Source organism: Hydrogenophaga atypica (genome assembly GCF_042665215.1).
Lineage (GTDB): Bacteria > Pseudomonadota > Gammaproteobacteria > Burkholderiales > Burkholderiaceae_C > Hydrogenophaga > Hydrogenophaga defluvii_A.
Map to the genome: position 1 here is coordinate 310149 of NZ_JBHTCA010000003.1, position 17500 is coordinate 327648.

A 17500-nucleotide genomic window follows, 5' to 3' on the forward strand; every position below is an offset into this window, starting at 1 on the left:
TTGGGGCAGGGGGCTCGGGCGGGCGCCATGCTAGCATCCGCGCGACCCCGCCCGTTACCACCGAGTTACCGCCAAGTTGGCGTTCTGCATGGCTTCCTTCCCCGCTTCCACTCCCCTGTCCCTGACCATTGCTACCCGCGAAAGCCGGTTGGCGTTGTGGCAGGCCGAACACGTCAAAGCCTGCCTGCAAGCCCAGGGCCACAGCGTGACCTTGCTGGGCATGACCACGCTGGGCGACCAGATTCTGGACCGCACGCTGAGCAAGGTGGGAGGCAAGGGCTTGTTCGTCAAAGAACTGGAAACCGCTTTGGAAGATGGCCGCGCCGACCTGGCCGTGCATTCGCTCAAGGACGTGCCCATGGAATTGCCGCCTGGTTTTGAGCTGGCGGCCGTGATGGAGCGCGAAGACCCGCGCGACGCCTGGGTGTCGCCCGACTGCGCCGGCCTGGCCGATTTGCCGCCGGGTGCGGTGGTGGGTACCTCCAGCCTGCGCCGCCAGGTGCTGCTGCAGGACGCCTTGCGCGAGCTGGACCGCAGCGACGTGCGCATCGAACCCCTGCGCGGCAACCTCGACACCCGCCTGCGCAAGCTCGACGAAGGCCAGTACCACGCCATCGTGTTGGCCGCCGCTGGCTTGAAGCGCCTGGGCCTGGGCGATCGCATCCGCCACGTGTTCGAACCCGAAACCATGTTGCCTGCGGCCGGGCAGGGTGCGCTGGGCATCGAAATCCGTTCGGGTCGCCCCGAGCTGCGCGCCGCGCTGGCGCCGCTGTGCCATGCCCGCAGCTGGGCTGCGGTGGCGGCCGAACGTGCGGTGTCGCGTGCCATGGGCGGCAGTTGCTCCATGCCACTGGCCGCGCACGCGGTGCTGACCGATGGCAACGTATTCTTGCGCGCCGCCTGGGGCGACGTGGAGTTGGGCGGACCGCTGGTGCGTGCGCAGGACAGCCTGGTGCTGAGCGACCTGGCTGATCTGGCTGCGGCCGAGGCATTGGGCACCCGGGTGGCTGCGGCCTTGCGCGCCGGTGGCGCGGGCTGAAGCGGGCGCCGCCCGGTGAAGTCGCCAGCCCAACGCGTCGTCGTCACACGCCCGGCCGATGAGGCTGGGCCTTGGCAGACTGCTTTGGAGCAGCACGGGTTCATGACCTTGATGCTGCCCTTGATCGATGTGGCGGGTATGCCTGACGTGGCGATGCCGCCGCTGGCAGGCTTCGATGCCGTGATGTGGGTCAGTGGCAACGCGGTGCGGTTTTTTCTGCCTGCGGTGGTTGCTCGGTGGCCCAGTGGGTTGCGCTGCTGGGCGCCCGGGCCCGGCACCGCACAGGCGCTGCGCGTGGGGGGCGTGCCGGCCCATCTCATCGACGAGCCGGCGGTTGATGCGCCCCAATTCGATTCCGAGGCCCTGTGGGCCGTGGTTTCCCACCAAATGGCGCCAGGCAAACGTGTGCTGCTGGTGCGCGGGCGCAGCCAGGGCGTGGCGGCCGCATCTTCCGGCAGAGAGTGGTTGTTGCAGCAATGTGCGGCGGCCAGCGCCGAGGTGGTGGTCCTGCCGGTGTACGAACGGCGTTGCCCAGTCTGGCGTGCCGAAGAGGCTGCCGAAGCGGCGTTGGCGGCTGTGGATGGCAGCGTCTGGCTGTTCAGCAGCGGCGAAGCGGTGGGCTATTTGCAGACACTGCTGCCCGGGCAGGATTGGCGTCAGACGCCGGCCGTGGCGACCCACCCGCGCATCACGCTGGCGCTGGAAAAAGCGGGCTTTGCTCGGGTGCGTACCGTTCGCCCCACGGTGCAAAGCGTTGTTGAGGCGCTGTCCCCTGCCTGATCGGGTCCGCAGGGCGCCTAGAATCGGCGTGACATGAGTGCCGAATCGCCCACTTCAAGCCCCCAGGTCGCCGACGAGCGACCTCCTGCGCCACGCGCCAGTGCCGGTGCAGGCGGCGCCTTGCTCATGCTGACCCTGGTGGTGGCACTGGTGGCCTTGTTGATGTCCGGCATCCTGTGGCAAAAGCTGGAGCAGACCCAGAAGGAACTGGCCCGCCAGAGTGCGGAAAGTGCCAGCGACGCCAAGGACGCCCGCTCGGTGGCCACCGAAACCGAATCACAGTTCCAGGAATTGCAGGCGCGCCTGAGCGTGGCCGAAGTGCGGCTCTCCGAAGTGAGTCTGCAGCGCAGCCAGCTGGAAGAGCTGATGGTCAGCGTGTCCCGGTCGCGCGACGACCACCTGGTGCAGGAGCTGGAATCCACCCTCAAACTGGCCCAGCAACAGGCCCAGCTCACCGGCAGCGCGCAACTGCTGATCTCGGCATTGCAGTCGGCTGACAACCGCATTTCGCGGGCCGTGCAACCCCGCCTCAACCCGGTGCAGCGGGCCATTGCACGCGACATCGAGCGCATCAAGGGCGCGGCCTTGACCGACATTCCGGCCTTGGCCAACCGCCTGGATGAGTTGATCAAGGTGGTGGACGAATTGCCCATGGCGAACGCGGTGGGTGCGCTCGGGCGGCCTGTGCCACCGGCTGGCGCGGCGCGGCGCGAGGCGGCAGATCTGCCGACGGAACCTGCCATGGACCCAGGTTGGTGGGCGCGCGTGCGCCATACCGCTGAAGTGCTGTGGGCCCGTGTGTGGGCCGATGTGCGAGAAGAAGCCAGCGACCTGCTGCGGGTCACCCGCATCGATCAGCCAGAGGCCCTGTTGCTGGCGCCCGAACAAGCCTTCATGCTGCGGCAAAACCTCAAAATGCAGCTCCTCAATGCCCGTCTGGCGCTGCTGGCGCGTCAGATTCCGCAGGCCCAGGCCGATGTACTGACCGCTTCCGCCGCCGTGCGACGCTACTTTGACGAAGAGGCGGCGCCCACGCGCCACGTGCTCAAGGCCCTGGCGCAGGTGCAGTCGGAGATGACTTCGACCGACCTGCCTCGACCGACCGAGACGCTGGCCGCTCTGGCCACGGCGGCCGGCGGGCGGTGAGAGAGGCACGCCGATGTTCCGTCATGTGTTCTGGTTCCTGGCATGGGCGGCGGTGGCCGTGGCGCTGGCCTTGCTGGTGGGGCAGAACCATGCCAGTGTGACGGTGTTCTGGCCCCCCTACCGCATCGACCTGTCCTTCAACCTGGTGTTGTTTGGCGTGGCGGCCGTGTTTGTGTTGCTGCACCTGAGCTGGCGCGGCGCCAGCAGCCTGGCCGCCATGCCCGGGCGGGCCCGGCGCTGGCGTGCGCGGCAGCTTGAGCGCGCCGCGATGTCGGGCGTCATGGACGCCTTGTCCAACCAGCTTGCCGGGCGTTTTGTGCGCGCCCAGACCGCTGCCCAAGAGGCCTTGGATCACCTGAAACAGTTGCCCGACCACGACCTGCCCCGGCACGGCCAGTTGACGGCGCTGGCGCACCTGCTGGTGGCTGAAAGTGCCCACGCTTTGCAGAACCGCGACACCCGCGACCACCACCAGCGTTTGGCGATCGCGCCGGGTCTGGTGCGCCAGGGCAACGAAACCCGCGAAGGTGCGCTGTTGCGCGCGGCCCGCTGGGCGGTGGAAGACCGCGATGCCAACGCCGCTGCCGCGTGGCTGGGCGAACTGCCACAAGGCGCGGCGCGCCGCATCGTGGCGCTGCGCCTGCGCTTGCGTGTGGCGCGCATGCAGCGTGATGCGACGGCCGCGCTTGAGATGGCCCGTGTGCTGGCCAAACACCGGGCCTTCTCCAGCGACGCCGCACCCGCCGTGTTGCGGGGGTTGGTGCTCGATGCGTTCAAAGGCGCGCGCGACCTGCCGCAACTGCAGGCCATCTGGCGCCAGCTGGACCCGGCCGAACAGGCCATGCCGGAACTGGCGATCGCGGCGGCAGAACGCCTGCATGCCCTTGCTGCCTCCCAGGGGCGGGATGGGGGCTCACCTGACGGCGGGGCCGATGAAGCGGCACTCGTGGCGCGGGACATGGTGCTGGGCGTGTGGTCTCAATACGCGGCGCTGGATGCCCATTGGCGCGCCCGCTTGGTCAAGGTGCTCGCACGTCGTATGGACGTGAACGACACCGGCTGGCTCGCACGCATCGAGCAGATGCAGCGCCAACTGCCCAACGATCCGTTCCTGCAGTACCTGGGCGGGCACGTCTGCCTGCAGCGTCAGCTGTGGGGCAAAGCGGCACAGCTGTTGTCTCAGGCCAGCACCGGCTTGGTCGACGCCGAGCTGTTGCGCCAGACGTGGTGTGGCCTGGCGCTGTTGGCCGAGGAGCGGGGCGACGCCACGGCAGCGCAGGCGGCCTGGAGAAAAGCCGCTCAAACCGTTTAAGCGTCTCTCGACATCAACACCCGGAACCGACCATAAAAAAACCCGCCGTATTGGCGGGTTTTTTTATGGTCCGAGCCTGTCTTCAGGCTCAGGGCTTGCGTCAGTGGGCGCTCTGCGTTGGCTGCTGTTCAAACGGCAACACCATGTTGCGCAGGTCGCGGCGGGTTTCTACCAGCACCAGCGGGCCGTCGTCCATGGCCACCACGGGCTTGGGCTCGCGCGGCACGTGGATGGGCTTGGGCTCGGCAGCGATGGCGGCCTGTGCTTGCTGCACCTTGTCGTCATCGGAATGCACCCACACCAGCCCAGAAGCTTGGGCGATGCTGGCCAGTGCGTCGATTTCGAGTGTGAACGGCTGCACCTTGGGCAGGCCCGCTTCGGCCACTGGCGCCACGGCAGGCGTTGCGACGGTTTTCTCGACAGGCGCGGGTCGTGGTTGGGGCGCGGGGGCTTCGGTCTGGGGCGCGATGTCGGTGGGCTGTTCAGCCGCCACCTCATCCGACGCGACCGACACCGGTTCGGCCGCCTGGGTCCGGGTGAAGTAGCTCCGCACCGGTGCGTCGATGTCCACCGCCGGGGCAGCCGGCGATGCAGTGTCGGCGCCATCGCTGGCCACCTCGGTGGAGGCAACCGGGCTGTCGCCCTGGCCTGCGTCGGCGCTGTCGCCTCGGCCACGGCGTTCGCGGCCGTAGCGGTCGCGGCTGCGGCGCTGACCACCATTGCGAGCCGGTTCCTGGCCGTCTTGTGGGGCATCGGCAGCGGCGCCATCGGTGGCGGCGCTGTTGTCGCTGGCCACTTGTGCATTGCCTTCGGCGGTGTCGTCGGCGGGGCGGCGTTCGTTGCGGCGGCCACCACGCTCGCGGCGGGCGCCTTCGCCACGTTCACCACCACGTTCGCTGCGCTCGCGGCGCGGTGCATCGCTGGTGCTGTCCACCGCTGCTTCGATCGCGACGTTGTCGTTCACGGTCGCCTGGGCCACAGCGCCCAGTTCCTGTTGTTCGCGGGCACCTTCGCGCTGGCCGTCACGTTGGCCGCCACGGCCACCTCGGCTGCCGCGTGCCCCACGTTCTTCACCGCGACCTTCGCTGCGACGGCCTTCGGCGTTGCCACGCTCGCTGCCTTCGGGGCGCGGGCCACGGCCGCCTCGACCACCTTCTCGTGCGCCGTCACGGCCACCTTCGCGGCCGCCGTCTCGTCCCGCATCGCGCTGACCGCCACGGCCACCACGGCCACCGTCACGGCGGCCTTCTTTGGCAGGGGCGCTGTCGGCAGCGGCGGCGGGCTTGGCGGGCGTTGGCGCCGGGGCGGCGGCGGGTTCACCGCCAAGCAAACGCTTGAGCCAGCCGAAGAAGCCGCCGGTGGCTGCCACCGGGGCCGCGGCCACGGGGCGCGCTGCCGGTGTGGCAACGGGGGCCTCTTTGGCCTTGGCGTGTTCGGCCGGTGCGGCTTCTGCGCGAGCGGCCACCGGGGCCGGGCCGTCAGGCAATACGCCCTTGATGACCGGCTCTTGCTTGTTGGTGCGCTCCTGGCTGCGGCGGGTGACCGAGGTCACGTCCTCCACTTCCTCGGCCATCTTGTAGCTGGCGTCGAGGTTGTCCAGGCGCGGGTCGTCGTGCTTGATGCGCTCCAGCTTGTAGTGCGGGGTGTCCAGCGACTTGTTGGGCACCAGCAGCACGTTGATGCGCTGCTTGAGTTCGATCTTGGTGATCTCGGTGCGCTTCTCATTCAGCAGGAAGCTGGCGACTTCAACCGGCACCTGCACGAACACGGCGGCCGTGCTGTCCTTGAGCGACTCTTCCTGGATGATGCGCAGGATCTGCAGTGCCGAGCTTTCCGTGTCGCGGATGTGGCCCGAGCCGCCGCAGCGCGGGCAGGGGATGGACGCACCTTCGCTGAGCATGGGCTTCAGGCGCTGGCGGCTCATTTCCAGCAGGCCGAACTTGCTGATGGCGCCGAACTGCACGCGGGCACGGTCCTGGCGCAGGGCGTCGCGCAGGCGGTTTTCCACCTCGCGGCGGTTCTTGCTCTCCTCCATGTCGATGAAGTCGATCACGATCAGGCCGCCGAGGTCGCGCAAACGGGCCTGGCGTGCCACCTCGTCGGCAGCTTCCAGGTTGGTGCGGGTGGCGGTTTCCTCGATGTCGCCGCCCTTGATGGCGCGTGCCGAGTTCACGTCCACCGCTACCAAGGCTTCGGTCTGGTCGATCACGATGGCGCCGCCGCTGGGCAGCTGGACGGTGCGGCTGTAGGCGGTTTCGATCTGGTGCTCGATCTGGAAGCGGCTGAACAGCGGCGCGTCGTCGCGGTAGCGCTTCACGCGGTGCCCGTGTTCGGGCATCACGTGGCTCATGAACTGATGAGCCTGCTCATAGATGTCATCGGTGTCGATCAGGATCTCGCCGATGTTGCTGTTGAAGTAGTCGCGGATGGCGCGGATCACCAGGCTGGATTCCTGGTAGATCAGGAAGGCGCCCTTGCCGGCTTTGGACGCGCCGTCGATGGCGGTCCACAGCTTGAGCAGGTAGTTCAAGTCCCACTGCAGCTCGGGCGCTTCGCGGCCAATGCCGGCGGTCCGCGCGATGATGCTCATGCCATTGGGGTATTCGAGCTGGTCCAGGGCCTGCTTCAGCTCCTGGCGCTCTTCGCCCTCGATGCGGCGGCTCACGCCACCGCCGCGCGGGTTGTTGGGCATCAGCACCACGTAGCGGCCGGCCAGACTGACAAAGGTGGTCAGGGCAGCGCCCTTGTTGCCGCGCTCTTCCTTTTCGACCTGGACCAGCAGCTCCTGGCCTTCCTTGATCACATCATTGATGCGGGCCTGCGAGGGCGAGGTGTTGCCCTGGAAGTACTGGCGCGAGATTTCCTTGAACGGCAGGAACCCGTGGCGCTCCTCGCCGTAGTCCACAAAACAGGCTTCGAGCGAGGGTTCGACACGGGTGACCACCGCCTTGTAGATGTTGCCCTTGCGCTGCTCGCGCCCCTCGATTTCGATTTCGTAGTCCAGCAGTTTCTGGCCGTCCACGATGGCCAGGCGGCGCTCTTCGGCCTGCGTGGCGTTGATCAACATACGCTTCATGTGCGTTTTCCTCGTTGCAAACAATGCACAACGTGCACGACCACCCAGGCCCTTGAGGCGCGGGCGGTCGCTCACTCCGTGGCCTGGTCTTCAGGCCAGTGCCGTGAGCCGAGCGCGTGCTGCGAACGAGGAGGGAATTGCCGGAGAGCGCGGAGCGGTCAGGCGCTGGTGGCACACAGGTGCCACGACACTGACCCGGACCGGGCGTAGGCGCGTGGAGGTGGGCGAAACATCAAAGAGGGCAGCCATCGGCGGTGACGCGGACTCGTCTGCGTTGTCTCTGGGTTCACTTGGGTCCTCGACCAGCCCGCTCCTGCGGTCTGGTCGATTGGGGTATTCCGTTTTCGGGTTCGCAATTCAACACTGGGCTCATCCGCCGGCCTGGCACCCGGGAGCCGGACAGACTCGTCCGTTGCTCGGGGGTGCGCCGGTGGATGTCGGCACGCTCCGGCCGGGCCATGTGGGCTTGACTGCCTTAAACTGGCGGCAAATCAAACACTTATACACGCGCGACGGGAACGGACCATTATAGGGCCGACCTCGCGCCCTGCAGCGATTGTGGTTCATTCATGGCGTCAGCCGAAGTTCGTCACCTGCGTGTCGATGAAGAGTCCGCCGGTCAGCGGCTGGACAATTTCCTGATCCGGGAACTCAAAGGGGCGCCCAAAACCCTGGTTTATCGGATCATTCGCTCCGGCGAAGTCCGGGTCAACAAAGGGCGGGCCAGCGCAGAAACGCGTATTCAGGCGGGTGACGATATCCGTGTGCCACCTTTGCGGCTGTCAGAGAAACCGCAGGAAAAAGCCGAACAAACGGTGCCAGGCCGTGAATTTCCCGTCCTGTTCGAGGATGGATGGTTTCTGGCAATTGACAAACCGGCCGGTGTGGCCGTGCACGGCGGCAGCGGCGTGTCGTTCGGCGTGATCGAGCAGTTGCGCCGCGCCAGACCCCAGGCGCCTTTGCTGGAATTGGTGCACCGGCTGGACCGTGAAACCAGTGGCGTGTTGCTGGTGGCGAAGAAAAAAAGTGCGCTGAAGTCTCTGCAAAATCAATTCCGTGAACGCGAAACCGCCAAAACCTACCTGGCGCTGGTCAAAGGCGCGTGGCCACAACGGTTGAAAGTGATTGACCTGCCCTTGCACAAGTACCTGCTCGCCGATGGCGAACGTCGGGTCAAGGTGGTGCCGGCCGATCACCCCGACGGCCAGCGTTCATTGACACTGGTGAAGGTGAGGGCTTCGGGTGTGCTGCCGGGACTGGCGGGCACGCCCGATGCCGCCACCGTGTTCAGTCTGTTGGAGGTCACCATCAAGACCGGGCGCACCCACCAGATCCGCGTTCACCTGTCCCATTCTGGCCACCCGATTGTGGGCGATGACAAATACGGCGATTTCGATCTGAACCGCAGAATGCAGCGGGCCGGCCTCAAGCGCATGTTCCTGCATGCGTGGCGCCTCGGATTGGTGCATCCGACCACGTTGGAAATGCTGGAGCTGAAATCTGAGTTGCCTTCCGAATTGTCCGCGTGGTCTGAATTCACTTGATTTTTACAATGATTTTGAAGTGATGCCTGAAATCACCCACCATTGTGTGTAAACTGTTCGGCGTTTATTCATTCTTTTTGAGGAAATTCGATGTCCAGTTATTCCGAACTCATGAACCAGGCGCAGGCATTGATGGCCCAGGCCGAACAGGTGCGCAAGCAGGAGCTGGCGGCAGTGATTGCCGACATCAAGGCAAAAATGAAGGAATACGGCATCACCGTGTCCGATTTGGGTGGCGCGGCAGCTGCGGTGCGCAAGTCGCCCAAATCCAAGGTGGCCCGCGAGGTCAAATACCGTGGTCCCAATGGTGAAACCTGGGCCGGTGGCCTGGGCCGCAAGCCCGAGTGGGTGCGGGCGATTCTGGCCGCAGGCAAGAACATCGAAGATTTCCGCATCTGACCTCCCGTTACCGGGCCTGTCACACCAGGGGCGCACAATGCGCCCCTTGTCTTTTCCGTCCGCCGCCATGTCCACACGCCATTTTGACCTGATCGCTTTCGACTGGGATGGCACCCTGTTCGATTCCACCGCCATCATCACCCAGTCCATCCAGGCGGCCGTGCGCGACGTGGGGGGGCGTGAGCCCAGCCGGGAGCAGGCCAGCTATGTGATTGGCATGGGGCTGATGCAGGCGCTGGCCCATGCCGCGCCCGATGTGCCGCCCGAAAAATACCCCGAACTGGGCGCACGTTACCGGCACCACTACGCCAGCCGGGCTGACGAGCTGAACCTCTTTGAAGGCGTGCTGCCGCTGCTGGCTGACCTCAAAGCGCGCCAGCATTGGTTGGCGGTGGCCACAGGCAAAAGCCGGCGTGGCCTCGATGATTGCCTGCGCAGCGTTCCGCTGCAGGGCGTGTTTGACGACTCGCGCACCGCCGATGAAACGGCGGGCAAGCCCCATCCGCTCATGCTGCAGGAGTTGATGGCGGTGTGGGGCGTGCCGCCCGAGCGCACGCTGATGATCGGCGACACCACCCACGACCTATTGATGGCACAAAACGCGGGTTGCCCCAGCGTGGGGGTGGCCTACGGTGCCCACCACCACGCCGGTTTCGAGGCGCATGGCCCGCTGTTTGTGGCGCACACGGTGCGCGAGCTGCACGACTGGTTGCTCGCCAACGGCTGACGTTTCAGCGGGCGTGGGTCACACCGCCGTCCACCACCAGGGTTTCGCCCACCACATAGTCGCCCGCGCGCGACGCGAGGTAAATGGCCGCTGCCGCCAGGTCTTCGGGTTGCCCCACCCGCCCAGCCGGAATGCGTTGGCGGGTGGTTTCTTCCTCGTCGCGGGCGGCGCGGTTCATGTCGGTCGGAAAGGCGCCGGGGGCAATGGCGCTGACCACGATCTGTTCGCGAACCAACTGCAGCGCCATGCGTTTGGTCAGGTGGATCAGCCCGGCCTTGCTGGCCGCGTAGGGGTAGGTTTCCAGCATGTTCACCGACAGCCCGTCGATGGACGCGATGTGGATGACCTTGGCTGGGCGCCCGCTGGCGGCCACCGAGGCACGCAGGGCCGGGGCCAGGGCCTGCGTGAGGAAAAACGGTGTTTTCAGGTTGAGGTCCACGACCTTGTCCCAGCCGGCTTCTGGAAATGCGTCGAACGGCGCTGCCCAGGCGGCGCCGGCGTTGTTCACCAGGATGTCCAGCGTGGGCTCGTGTGCCAAATAGGCTTGTTTGAGCGCCGCGATGCCGGCCGGGTGGGACACATCGGCCGGCAACGAGATGCAATGCCCCAGCGCTGAAAGGTCTTGCGCCGTCGCGTCGCAGGCCTCTGCCTTGCGTGCGCTGATGTAGACACGGGCGCCTTGGGCCAGAAAACCTTCGGCAATCATGCGGCCGATGCCGCGAGAGCCGCCGGTGATCAGCGCGGTGCGCCCTTTCAGGGAAAACAGGTCGGTGGTGTTCATGTGGCCGGGTGCCTTCTCATTGAAAAACGCCAGCCTACGTGGGATCGCCTTTGGCGCCGGTCACCTGGGTGGCACCGCTGCGCTGAGCCAGCCGCCGGCGCCGGGTCCAACGGGTTTTCAGTACCCACAGCAGGCTGGCCAAAAAATAGACCAACACGCCGCAGACAGAGGCCACGATGGCCAGGCCCACCACCAAGGGCTTGCCCACCGTGCTCAGGTAGGTCCACCAGTGCGCCAGTTGCGCCCGCAGACCCTGGGCCTGCGACGGCTCGGCCTGCGATGTCTCAAGCGCCTGGGCAGCCGCGGTTTCACTGAGTTGCGGTTCGTGCAACACCCAGCGGCCCAGGCGGTAGGCGCCGTAGTACACCGGGCCGAAGGTGACCGGGTTGGTGACCAGGGTGCTCGCCACCGCCACCGGCAGGTTGGCGCGCAACAGCACCGCCAGCGTGGCCGAGGCGGGGATTTGCGCCACCGGTATCAGTAAACCAAAGAAGATGCCCAGCGCCAGGCCCAGCGCCAGACCTTTGCGGCTCATGTGCCACAGGCGCGGGTGGTGCAGTGCGGGCCCCATCCAGCGCAGCCAGCGGTTGTTGTGCAGAGACTCCCGTGTGGGCAGCCAGCGGGCAAAGCGGTGGTTCATGGGGCAACGGCGATCGAACGGTTGGCGCCAGGGGGTTGTTTGGCAAGGCTTGGAGTATGCTCGCGCCCTCTCAGTTCAGCCGCCTTCGCCCCACACCATGCTGCCGTTGCAGGAAATTCTGTTCTCCCAGGGATTTGGCACCCGCCGCGTCTGTTGTGGGCTGGTGCAACAGGGCCTGGTGCAGGTGGGCGCTGAGCGCAGCCCCTGCACCGATCCGTGGGCCGAGTTTGACACCCACGGCCTGTTGTTCACCGTCCAGGGGCAGGACTGGGCTTTTCACGAACGAGCCTATCTGATGCTGCACAAGCCGGCGGGCCACGAGTGCTCGCAAAAACCCAGCAACCACCCCAGCATCTATTCGCTCCTGCCCGCCCCTTTGCGCGCGCGCGGTGGTGGCGCCGCTGCCGGTGTGCAGGCGGTGGGGCGGCTGGACCAGGACACCACCGGGCTGCTGCTGATGTCGGACGACGGCGCTTTCATCCACCGCCTGACATCGCCCCGCCACCACGTGCCCAAGGTGTACGAAGTGGGGGTGAAACACCCGCTGGATGACAAGCAGGTGCAACGTTTGTTGGACGGTGTGGTGCTCGACGACGACCCCAAGCCGGTGCGCGCGGCCGCCTGCGAGGCGGTGGCCCCCCATCACCTGCGCCTGACCTTGACGGAAGGCAAGTACCACCAGGTCAAACGCATGGTGGCGGCCGTGGGCAACCGGGTGGAAACGCTGCACCGTTCTCGCATCGGTGACCTGGTGTTGCCGCCCGATCTGGCGCCCGGCGCCTGGCGCTGGCTCACCGCCGACGAGGTGGCCAGTTTGTACAAAAAACCCGCCAACGCATCCGCTTGAACGGCCCCTCGTGGGCGGTCACGCCTTGCGTGTATTCTTTGACCATGGGTTTGATCTTCGATTCGTTCTGGCGCGCGGTGGCCTACTGTCTGCACCCGCGGGTGATTGCCTTGTCGGTGTTGCCGCTCATCCTGATGGTGGCGTTGTCGTTTGCGCTCGGCTATTTTTTCTGGGAACCGGCGGTGGCGGCGGTGGCGGCTTGGCTGCAGAACTACGAGCTGGTCGGCGCGTTTCTCAACTGGCTGGATCAGGTCGGCGCGGGTGCTTTTCGCACCGTGTTCGCGCCTTTGCTGGTGTTGGTCGTGGCCACACCGGCCATCGTGTTTCTCACCCTCTTGTTGGTGGCCGTGACCATGACGCCACAAATGGTGGCGCTGGTGGCGCAGCGGCGCTTTGCCGCGCTGGAGCGCAAACGCGGCGGCAGTTTGCTGGCCAGCGTTTTCTGGTCGTTGGGCTCGACCTTGCTGGCCCTGGTGGTGATGGTGTTGACCATGCCGCTGTGGCTGATCCCGCCTTTGGTGCTGTTGTTGCCGCCCCTGATCTGGGGTTGGCTCACCTACCGCGTGTTCGCGTTTGACGCACTGGCCGACCACGCCAGCAAAGAGGAGCGCACCGGTCTGATCCAGACGCACCGTGCGCCGCTGCTGGTGATGGGGGTGTTGACCGGTTTCCTGGGCGCGGCGCCCAGCCTGATCTGGGCTTCGGGCGCCATGTTCATTGTGGCCGCGCCCTTGCTGGTGCCACTGGCCATCTGGATCTACACCCTGGTGTTCGCCTTTGCCTCGTTGTGGTTTGCCCATTACCTGTTGGCGGCGTTGGAGCGCACGCGGGCTGCTGCCGCGCCGGTCAGACCGGTGTCAGACGCAGCGCCGACCATGGCATCTCAATCGCAGAACGTGGAAGACGTGTTGCCCAAGCCACTGCCAGGCACGACACCCACACTGCCCGGACCCAACCCACCCACCACGCCATGAACTCGCCCCTGTCCGACAACGTGTCACCCGTGCCCGACATCGGCCTCATCATCGTGGGCGATGAAATCCTGTCGGGCAAACGGGCGGACAAACACCTGAGCAAAACCATAGAACTGCTGGGCGAGCGGGGTTTGACCTTGAGCTGGGCGCGCTACGTCGGCGACGACCGGCGGCAGATCACGGCCGCGTTGCGCGATGCGTTTGCCCAGCCTGGCATCGTGTTTTCGTGTGGCGGCATAGGCGCCACCCCCGACGACCACACGCGCCAGTGTGCGGCGGCTGCGCTGGAACGCTCTCTGGTGCTGCACCCGCAGGCGCGCGAGCTGATTCTGGAGCGCATGCGCGATGTGGCGGCCGAGCAGAACCTGCCCTACGAGCCTGAACGCGCCGACAACGTGCACCGGCTGAACATGGGGGTGTTTCCCGAAGGCGCGGACATTGTGCCCAACCCCTACAACAAAATCCCCGGCTTCGACTGCACCGGCAGCGGTGGTGGCCGGGTGTTTTTCCTGCCCGGCTTCCCGGTCATGGCCTGGCCCATGATGGCTTGGGCGCTCGACACCCATTGCCACACTTGGTTCCACCGCCAAACCTGGGTGGAGCGTTCCGTGATCGTTTTTGGTGCGATGGAGGCCAGCCTCACGCCGCTGATGGAGCGCATCGAGGCCGAGCACGCGGGGGTCAAAGTGTTCAGCCTGCCCAGTGTGGACCACCCCGAATATGGGCGCCACATCGAATTGGGCGTCAAAGGTGAAGAGGGTGCCACCCAACCCGCTTTTGACGCACTCAAACAAGGCTTGTCGGCTTTTGGTGCACCAATGGGCCCTGAAATGGTGCGCTGATTGCCAATCTGCTCTATTTATGCACCTGTTAAGTGCGTCCGTTCCGGGTGCACAATATTGAGCTGAACACTGCGTCGGTTGTGCCACACCTCGGTGCGTGCTGGCACAAAAGCTGCTTAATCGTTTTCCGTCACCCTTTTTACCCAACCCGTACCAGGAGAGTTTCTGATGGCCAAAAGCGTCGCCGACGTCATGAGCATGGTCAAGGACAACGACGTCAAGTTCGTTGACTTCCGTTTTACCGACACCCGTGGCAAGTGGCAGCACATCACCATTCCCGTGTCCCAGTTCGAAGAAGACAAGTTCGAACAAGGCCAGGCTTTCGACGGTTCGTCCATCGCTGGCTGGAAGGGCATTGAAGCGTCGGACATGTTGCTGATGCCCGACGCCGCCACCGCCTTCATCGACCCCTTCGTCGAAGAAGTCACCCTGGTGCTGGTCTGCGACGTGATCGAACCCACCGATGGCAAAGCTTACGAGCGCGACCCGCGTTCCATCGCCAAGCGCGCCGAAGCCTACCTGAAGGCCTCTGGCCTGGGCGACACCGCTTTCTTCGGTCCGGAACCCGAGTTCTTCCTGTTTGATGAAGTGCGCTGGAGCAACGAACCTGGCCACAGCTTCTACCAGATCGAAGAGTACGAAGCCCCCTGGAACAGCGGCGCCAAGCTCGAAGGTGGCAACCGTGGTCACCGTCCGCGCGTCAAGGGCGGCTATTTCCCCGTGCCCCCGGTGGACAGCACCATGGACATGCGCAACGAGATGTGCGAAATCCTGGAAGCCGTCGGCATTCCCGTTGAAGTGCATCACCACGAAGTGGCCGGTGCTGGCCAGTGCGAAATCGGCACCAAGTTCTCGACCCTGGTCGAGCGCGCCGACTGGACCCTGCTGCAGAAGTACGTGATCCAGAACGTGGCCAACGCCTACGGCAAGACCGCCACCTTCATGCCCAAGCCCTACCATGGCGACAACGGCTCGGGCATGCACGTGCACCAGTCGGTCTGGAAGGACGGCAAGAACCTGTTTGCTGGCAGCGGCTACGCCGGTCTGTCCGAGTTCGCGCTGTACTACATCGGCGGCGTGATCAAGCACGCACGTGCCCTGAACGCCATCACCAACCCCGGCACCAACAGCTACAAGCGCCTGGTGCCCCACTTCGAAGCCCCGGTCAAGCTGGCCTACTCGGCCAAAAACCGCTCGGCATCGATCCGCATCCCCAACGTCGCATCCGACAAGGCCCGTCGCGTGGAAGCCCGCTTCCCCGATCCCCTGTGCAACCCCTACCTGGGTTTTGCCGCCTTGCTGATGGCCGGTCTGGACGGCGTTGAGAACAAGATCCACCCGGGCGAAGCCGCCTCCAAGGACCTGTATCACCTGCCGCCCGAAGAGGACAAGCTGGTCCCCACCGTGTGCGCCAGCCTGGATGAAGCCCTGGCCCACCTGGACAAGGACCGCGCCTTCCTGACCAAGGGCGGCGTGTTCACCGACGCCTGGATCGACGCCTACATCGAGCTGAAGATGCAGGAAGTGACCCGCTCGCGCGTGGAAGTGTCGCCTGTCGAGTACGACATGTACTACAGCCTGTAATCCAGGTAACCGATGTGTGAAGGGACGGCTTTGGCCGTCCCTTTTTGCTTGTGGGCGGCCAGCGACCGGGCACTTTTGGGCGATACTGGAAATCACAGGCCCATGCCGTTCTGGAGGCCATGCCTCTTGCCTGGAGTGCCGACATGTTCGATGCCGCAATGAAATCCTTTGTTTCTGTTCCCGTATCCCATCTGGTGTGTCTGTTGATGCTGGGCGCCGCAGCCGTGCCTGCCGTGGCGCAGGACCGCATTTACCGCTGCGGCAACGAATACACCAACGACCCCGGCGACGCAAAAGCGCGTGGCTGCCGCGTGATTGAAGGTGGCAACGTGACGGTGATCCAGGGGCTCAAGCCGGCACCTTCATCAACGGCTGGCGCGCCCGCGCGCACCCCTGCGCCTGCGGCCAGCTCGGGTAGCCCGCGCAATGGCAACGACCGGGTTGACGCTGCTGCCCAGCGTGCCCGCGATGCCGACGCGCGCACCATTTTGGAGGCCGAACTGCGCAAGGCGGAAAACCGCCTGAATGGCCTGAGCCAGGAGTACAACAACGGCGAACCGGAGAAACGCGGACCTGAGTTCCGCAACCACCAGATGTACCTGGACCGAGTGGCCGAACTCAAGGCCGGCGTGGCCCGCGCGCAGAGCGATGTGGACGGCATCAAACGCGAACTTGCCCGCCTGGGGCCGGCGTCGGCGGCCCAGCGCTGAAAAGCCCATGATTGGGTTGAAAAAACGAAAGGTGTCACCTGCCCAGCGGTTTCAGTCGCTGGACCTGTTGGCCACCCTGGTGGCGGTGGTGGATGCCCAGGGCCAGGTGCTGTTTGCCAACGCGGCGTTGGAAGACGCGCTGGGCATGTCCCGGCGCAGCATCACCGGCACCCATTTCCCCGACTGTTTCACCGAGCCGCATCTGTTGAACAATGCGCTGGCCGGCGCGCGTGGCAACGAATTTGCCGCCTTGCGTTATGACGCCCGCCTCAAACGACTGGCACATGAGGTGCTGCCCGTGCACGTGGTGGTGGCGCAGACCGACGTGGCTGGCGAGGTGGTGGTGGAACTGCTGCCGCAGGAGCAACAGGCGCGGCAGGAGCGCGAGGAGCGCTTAATCGACCAGGCGCAGGCCAACAAGGAGCTGATCCGCAACCTGGCGCACGAGATCAAGAACCCGCTGGGGGGCATCCGTGGCGCGGCCCAGTTGCTGCAGATGGACTTGGAGTCCAAGGACCTGATCGAGTACACCCAGGTCATCATCCACGAGGCCGATCGCCTGCAGTCGTTGGTGGACCGCCTGCTGGCGCCACACCGCCGTCCGCACGTGGTGGGCGACGTCAACATCCACGAGGTGTGTGAGCGCGTGCGTTCGCTCATCCTGGCCGAGTTTCCCAAGGGCCTGCGCGTGGTGCGCGATTACGACACGTCCATCCCCGAGTTTCGGGGCGACCGCGAGCAGCTGATCCAGGCCGTGCTCAACATCGCACACAACGCGGCGCAGGCCTTGGCCACGCGCATCGCGGCCGGTGACGCGCAGATTGTTTTCAAGACCCGCGTGGGCCGCCAGGTGACCTTTGGCAAACAGCGCTACCGCCTGGCACTGGAATTGCATGTGATTGACAACGGGCCCGGCGTGCCGGACTCGATCAAGGACCGCATCTTTTTTCCCCTGGTGTCAGGGCGGGATGGCGGCTCCGGCCTGGGGCTGACGCTGGCACAAACCTTTGTGCAGCAACACCACGGTCTGATCGAGTGCGACAGCGTTCCAGGCCAGACCGACTTCAAGCTGCTCATCCCATTGCCTTGAAGCCGGTGT

General features: G+C 65.5%; 16 protein-coding genes. 13 read left to right on the forward strand and 3 right to left on the reverse strand.

Features of this window, described 5'->3' with window-relative positions; translation table 11 throughout:
- The first annotated feature begins 88 nt into the window (after positions 1–88).
- The 4 genes from hemC to ACFQPB_RS06030 are packed head-to-tail and all read left to right on the forward strand — an operon-like array spanning position 89 to position 4277.
- A complete protein-coding gene (gene hemC, locus ACFQPB_RS06015) occupies positions 89–1039 on the forward strand; it encodes a hydroxymethylbilane synthase (RefSeq protein WP_382220622.1) in 951 nt (316 codons plus the stop codon).
- Between the two features lie 15 nt (positions 1040–1054).
- Positions 1055–1819 carry a uroporphyrinogen-III synthase gene (locus ACFQPB_RS06020; protein ID WP_382220625.1) on the forward strand — a complete coding sequence of 255 codons (765 nt, stop codon included), beginning with the start codon at positions 1055–1057 and terminating at the stop codon, positions 1817–1819.
- A 33-nt stretch (positions 1820–1852) separates the two neighbouring features.
- The gene (locus ACFQPB_RS06025) at positions 1853–2965 is read left to right on the forward strand and encodes a uroporphyrinogen-III C-methyltransferase (protein WP_382220627.1); all 1113 of its coding nucleotides are present in this window, start codon (positions 1853–1855) and stop codon (positions 2963–2965) included.
- A 13-nt stretch (positions 2966–2978) separates the two neighbouring features.
- Positions 2979–4277, forward strand: a complete 1299-nt coding sequence (locus ACFQPB_RS06030; RefSeq protein ID WP_382220629.1) for a heme biosynthesis HemY N-terminal domain-containing protein — start codon at positions 2979–2981, stop codon at positions 4275–4277.
- A gap of 100 nt (positions 4278–4377) precedes the next feature.
- On the opposite strand, the gene ACFQPB_RS06035 is transcribed toward ACFQPB_RS06030, so the two are convergent.
- Entirely contained in the window at positions 4378–7353 is a 2976-nt protein-coding gene (locus ACFQPB_RS06035; RefSeq protein WP_382220631.1) for an Rne/Rng family ribonuclease, read from the reverse strand.
- Positions 7354–7922: 569 nt separating this feature from the next.
- On the opposite strand from ACFQPB_RS06035, the gene ACFQPB_RS06040 reads away from it, so the two are divergent.
- The 3 genes from ACFQPB_RS06040 to ACFQPB_RS06050 all read left to right on the forward strand — a co-directional run bounded on the left by ACFQPB_RS06040 (position 7923) and on the right by ACFQPB_RS06050 (position 10023).
- Positions 7923–8897 carry an RluA family pseudouridine synthase gene (locus ACFQPB_RS06040; protein WP_382220634.1) on the forward strand — a complete coding sequence of 325 codons (975 nt, stop codon included), beginning with the start codon at positions 7923–7925 and terminating at the stop codon, positions 8895–8897.
- A 90-nt stretch (positions 8898–8987) separates the two neighbouring features.
- Positions 8988–9296: an H-NS histone family protein gene (locus ACFQPB_RS06045; protein WP_382220637.1), complete on the forward strand. Its 309-nt coding sequence runs from the start codon at positions 8988–8990 to the stop codon at positions 9294–9296.
- Between the two features lie 67 nt (positions 9297–9363).
- Positions 9364–10023, forward strand: a complete 660-nt coding sequence (locus ACFQPB_RS06050; protein ID WP_382220638.1) for an HAD family hydrolase — start codon at positions 9364–9366, stop codon at positions 10021–10023.
- A gap of 4 nt (positions 10024–10027) precedes the next feature.
- On the opposite strand, the gene ACFQPB_RS06055 is transcribed toward ACFQPB_RS06050, so the two are convergent.
- Both ACFQPB_RS06055 and ACFQPB_RS06060 read right to left on the reverse strand, forming a co-directional pair.
- Entirely contained in the window at positions 10028–10804 is a 777-nt protein-coding gene (locus ACFQPB_RS06055) for an SDR family oxidoreductase (protein WP_382220641.1), read from the reverse strand.
- A 34-nt stretch (positions 10805–10838) separates the two neighbouring features.
- Positions 10839–11444, reverse strand: a complete 606-nt coding sequence (locus ACFQPB_RS06060; protein WP_382220644.1) for a DUF2062 domain-containing protein — start codon at positions 11442–11444, stop codon at positions 10839–10841.
- 100 nt (positions 11445–11544) lie between these two features.
- Between ACFQPB_RS06060 and ACFQPB_RS06065 the strand changes: the two genes are divergently transcribed.
- The 6 genes from ACFQPB_RS06065 (at position 11545) to glnL (ending at position 17491) form a co-directional block, all read left to right on the forward strand.
- The gene (locus tag ACFQPB_RS06065) at positions 11545–12291 is read left to right on the forward strand and encodes a 16S rRNA pseudouridine(516) synthase (RefSeq protein WP_382220964.1); all 747 of its coding nucleotides are present in this window, start codon (positions 11545–11547) and stop codon (positions 12289–12291) included.
- 44 nt (positions 12292–12335) lie between these two features.
- Positions 12336–13265, forward strand: coding sequence for an EI24 domain-containing protein (locus ACFQPB_RS06070; protein ID WP_382220646.1), 930 nt, complete (start codon positions 12336–12338; stop codon positions 13263–13265).
- Positions 13262–14107, forward strand: coding sequence for a competence/damage-inducible protein A (locus ACFQPB_RS06075; protein ID WP_382220649.1), 846 nt, complete (start codon positions 13262–13264; stop codon positions 14105–14107). The genes ACFQPB_RS06070 and ACFQPB_RS06075 overlap by 4 nt, the downstream gene beginning before the upstream one ends.
- 168 nt (positions 14108–14275) lie before the next feature.
- Positions 14276–15691: a type I glutamate--ammonia ligase gene (gene glnA / locus ACFQPB_RS06080; RefSeq protein WP_382220652.1), complete on the forward strand. Its 1416-nt coding sequence runs from the start codon at positions 14276–14278 to the stop codon at positions 15689–15691.
- A 143-nt stretch (positions 15692–15834) separates the two neighbouring features.
- Positions 15835–16401, forward strand: coding sequence for a hypothetical protein (locus tag ACFQPB_RS06085; protein WP_382220655.1), 567 nt, complete (start codon positions 15835–15837; stop codon positions 16399–16401).
- Positions 16402–16408: 7 nt separating this feature from the next.
- On the forward strand, positions 16409–17491 hold the full coding sequence (glnL, locus tag ACFQPB_RS06090) for a nitrogen regulation protein NR(II) (protein ID WP_382203137.1): 1083 nt from the start codon (positions 16409–16411) through the stop codon (positions 17489–17491).
- The last annotated feature ends 9 nt before the right edge of the window (positions 17492–17500 follow it).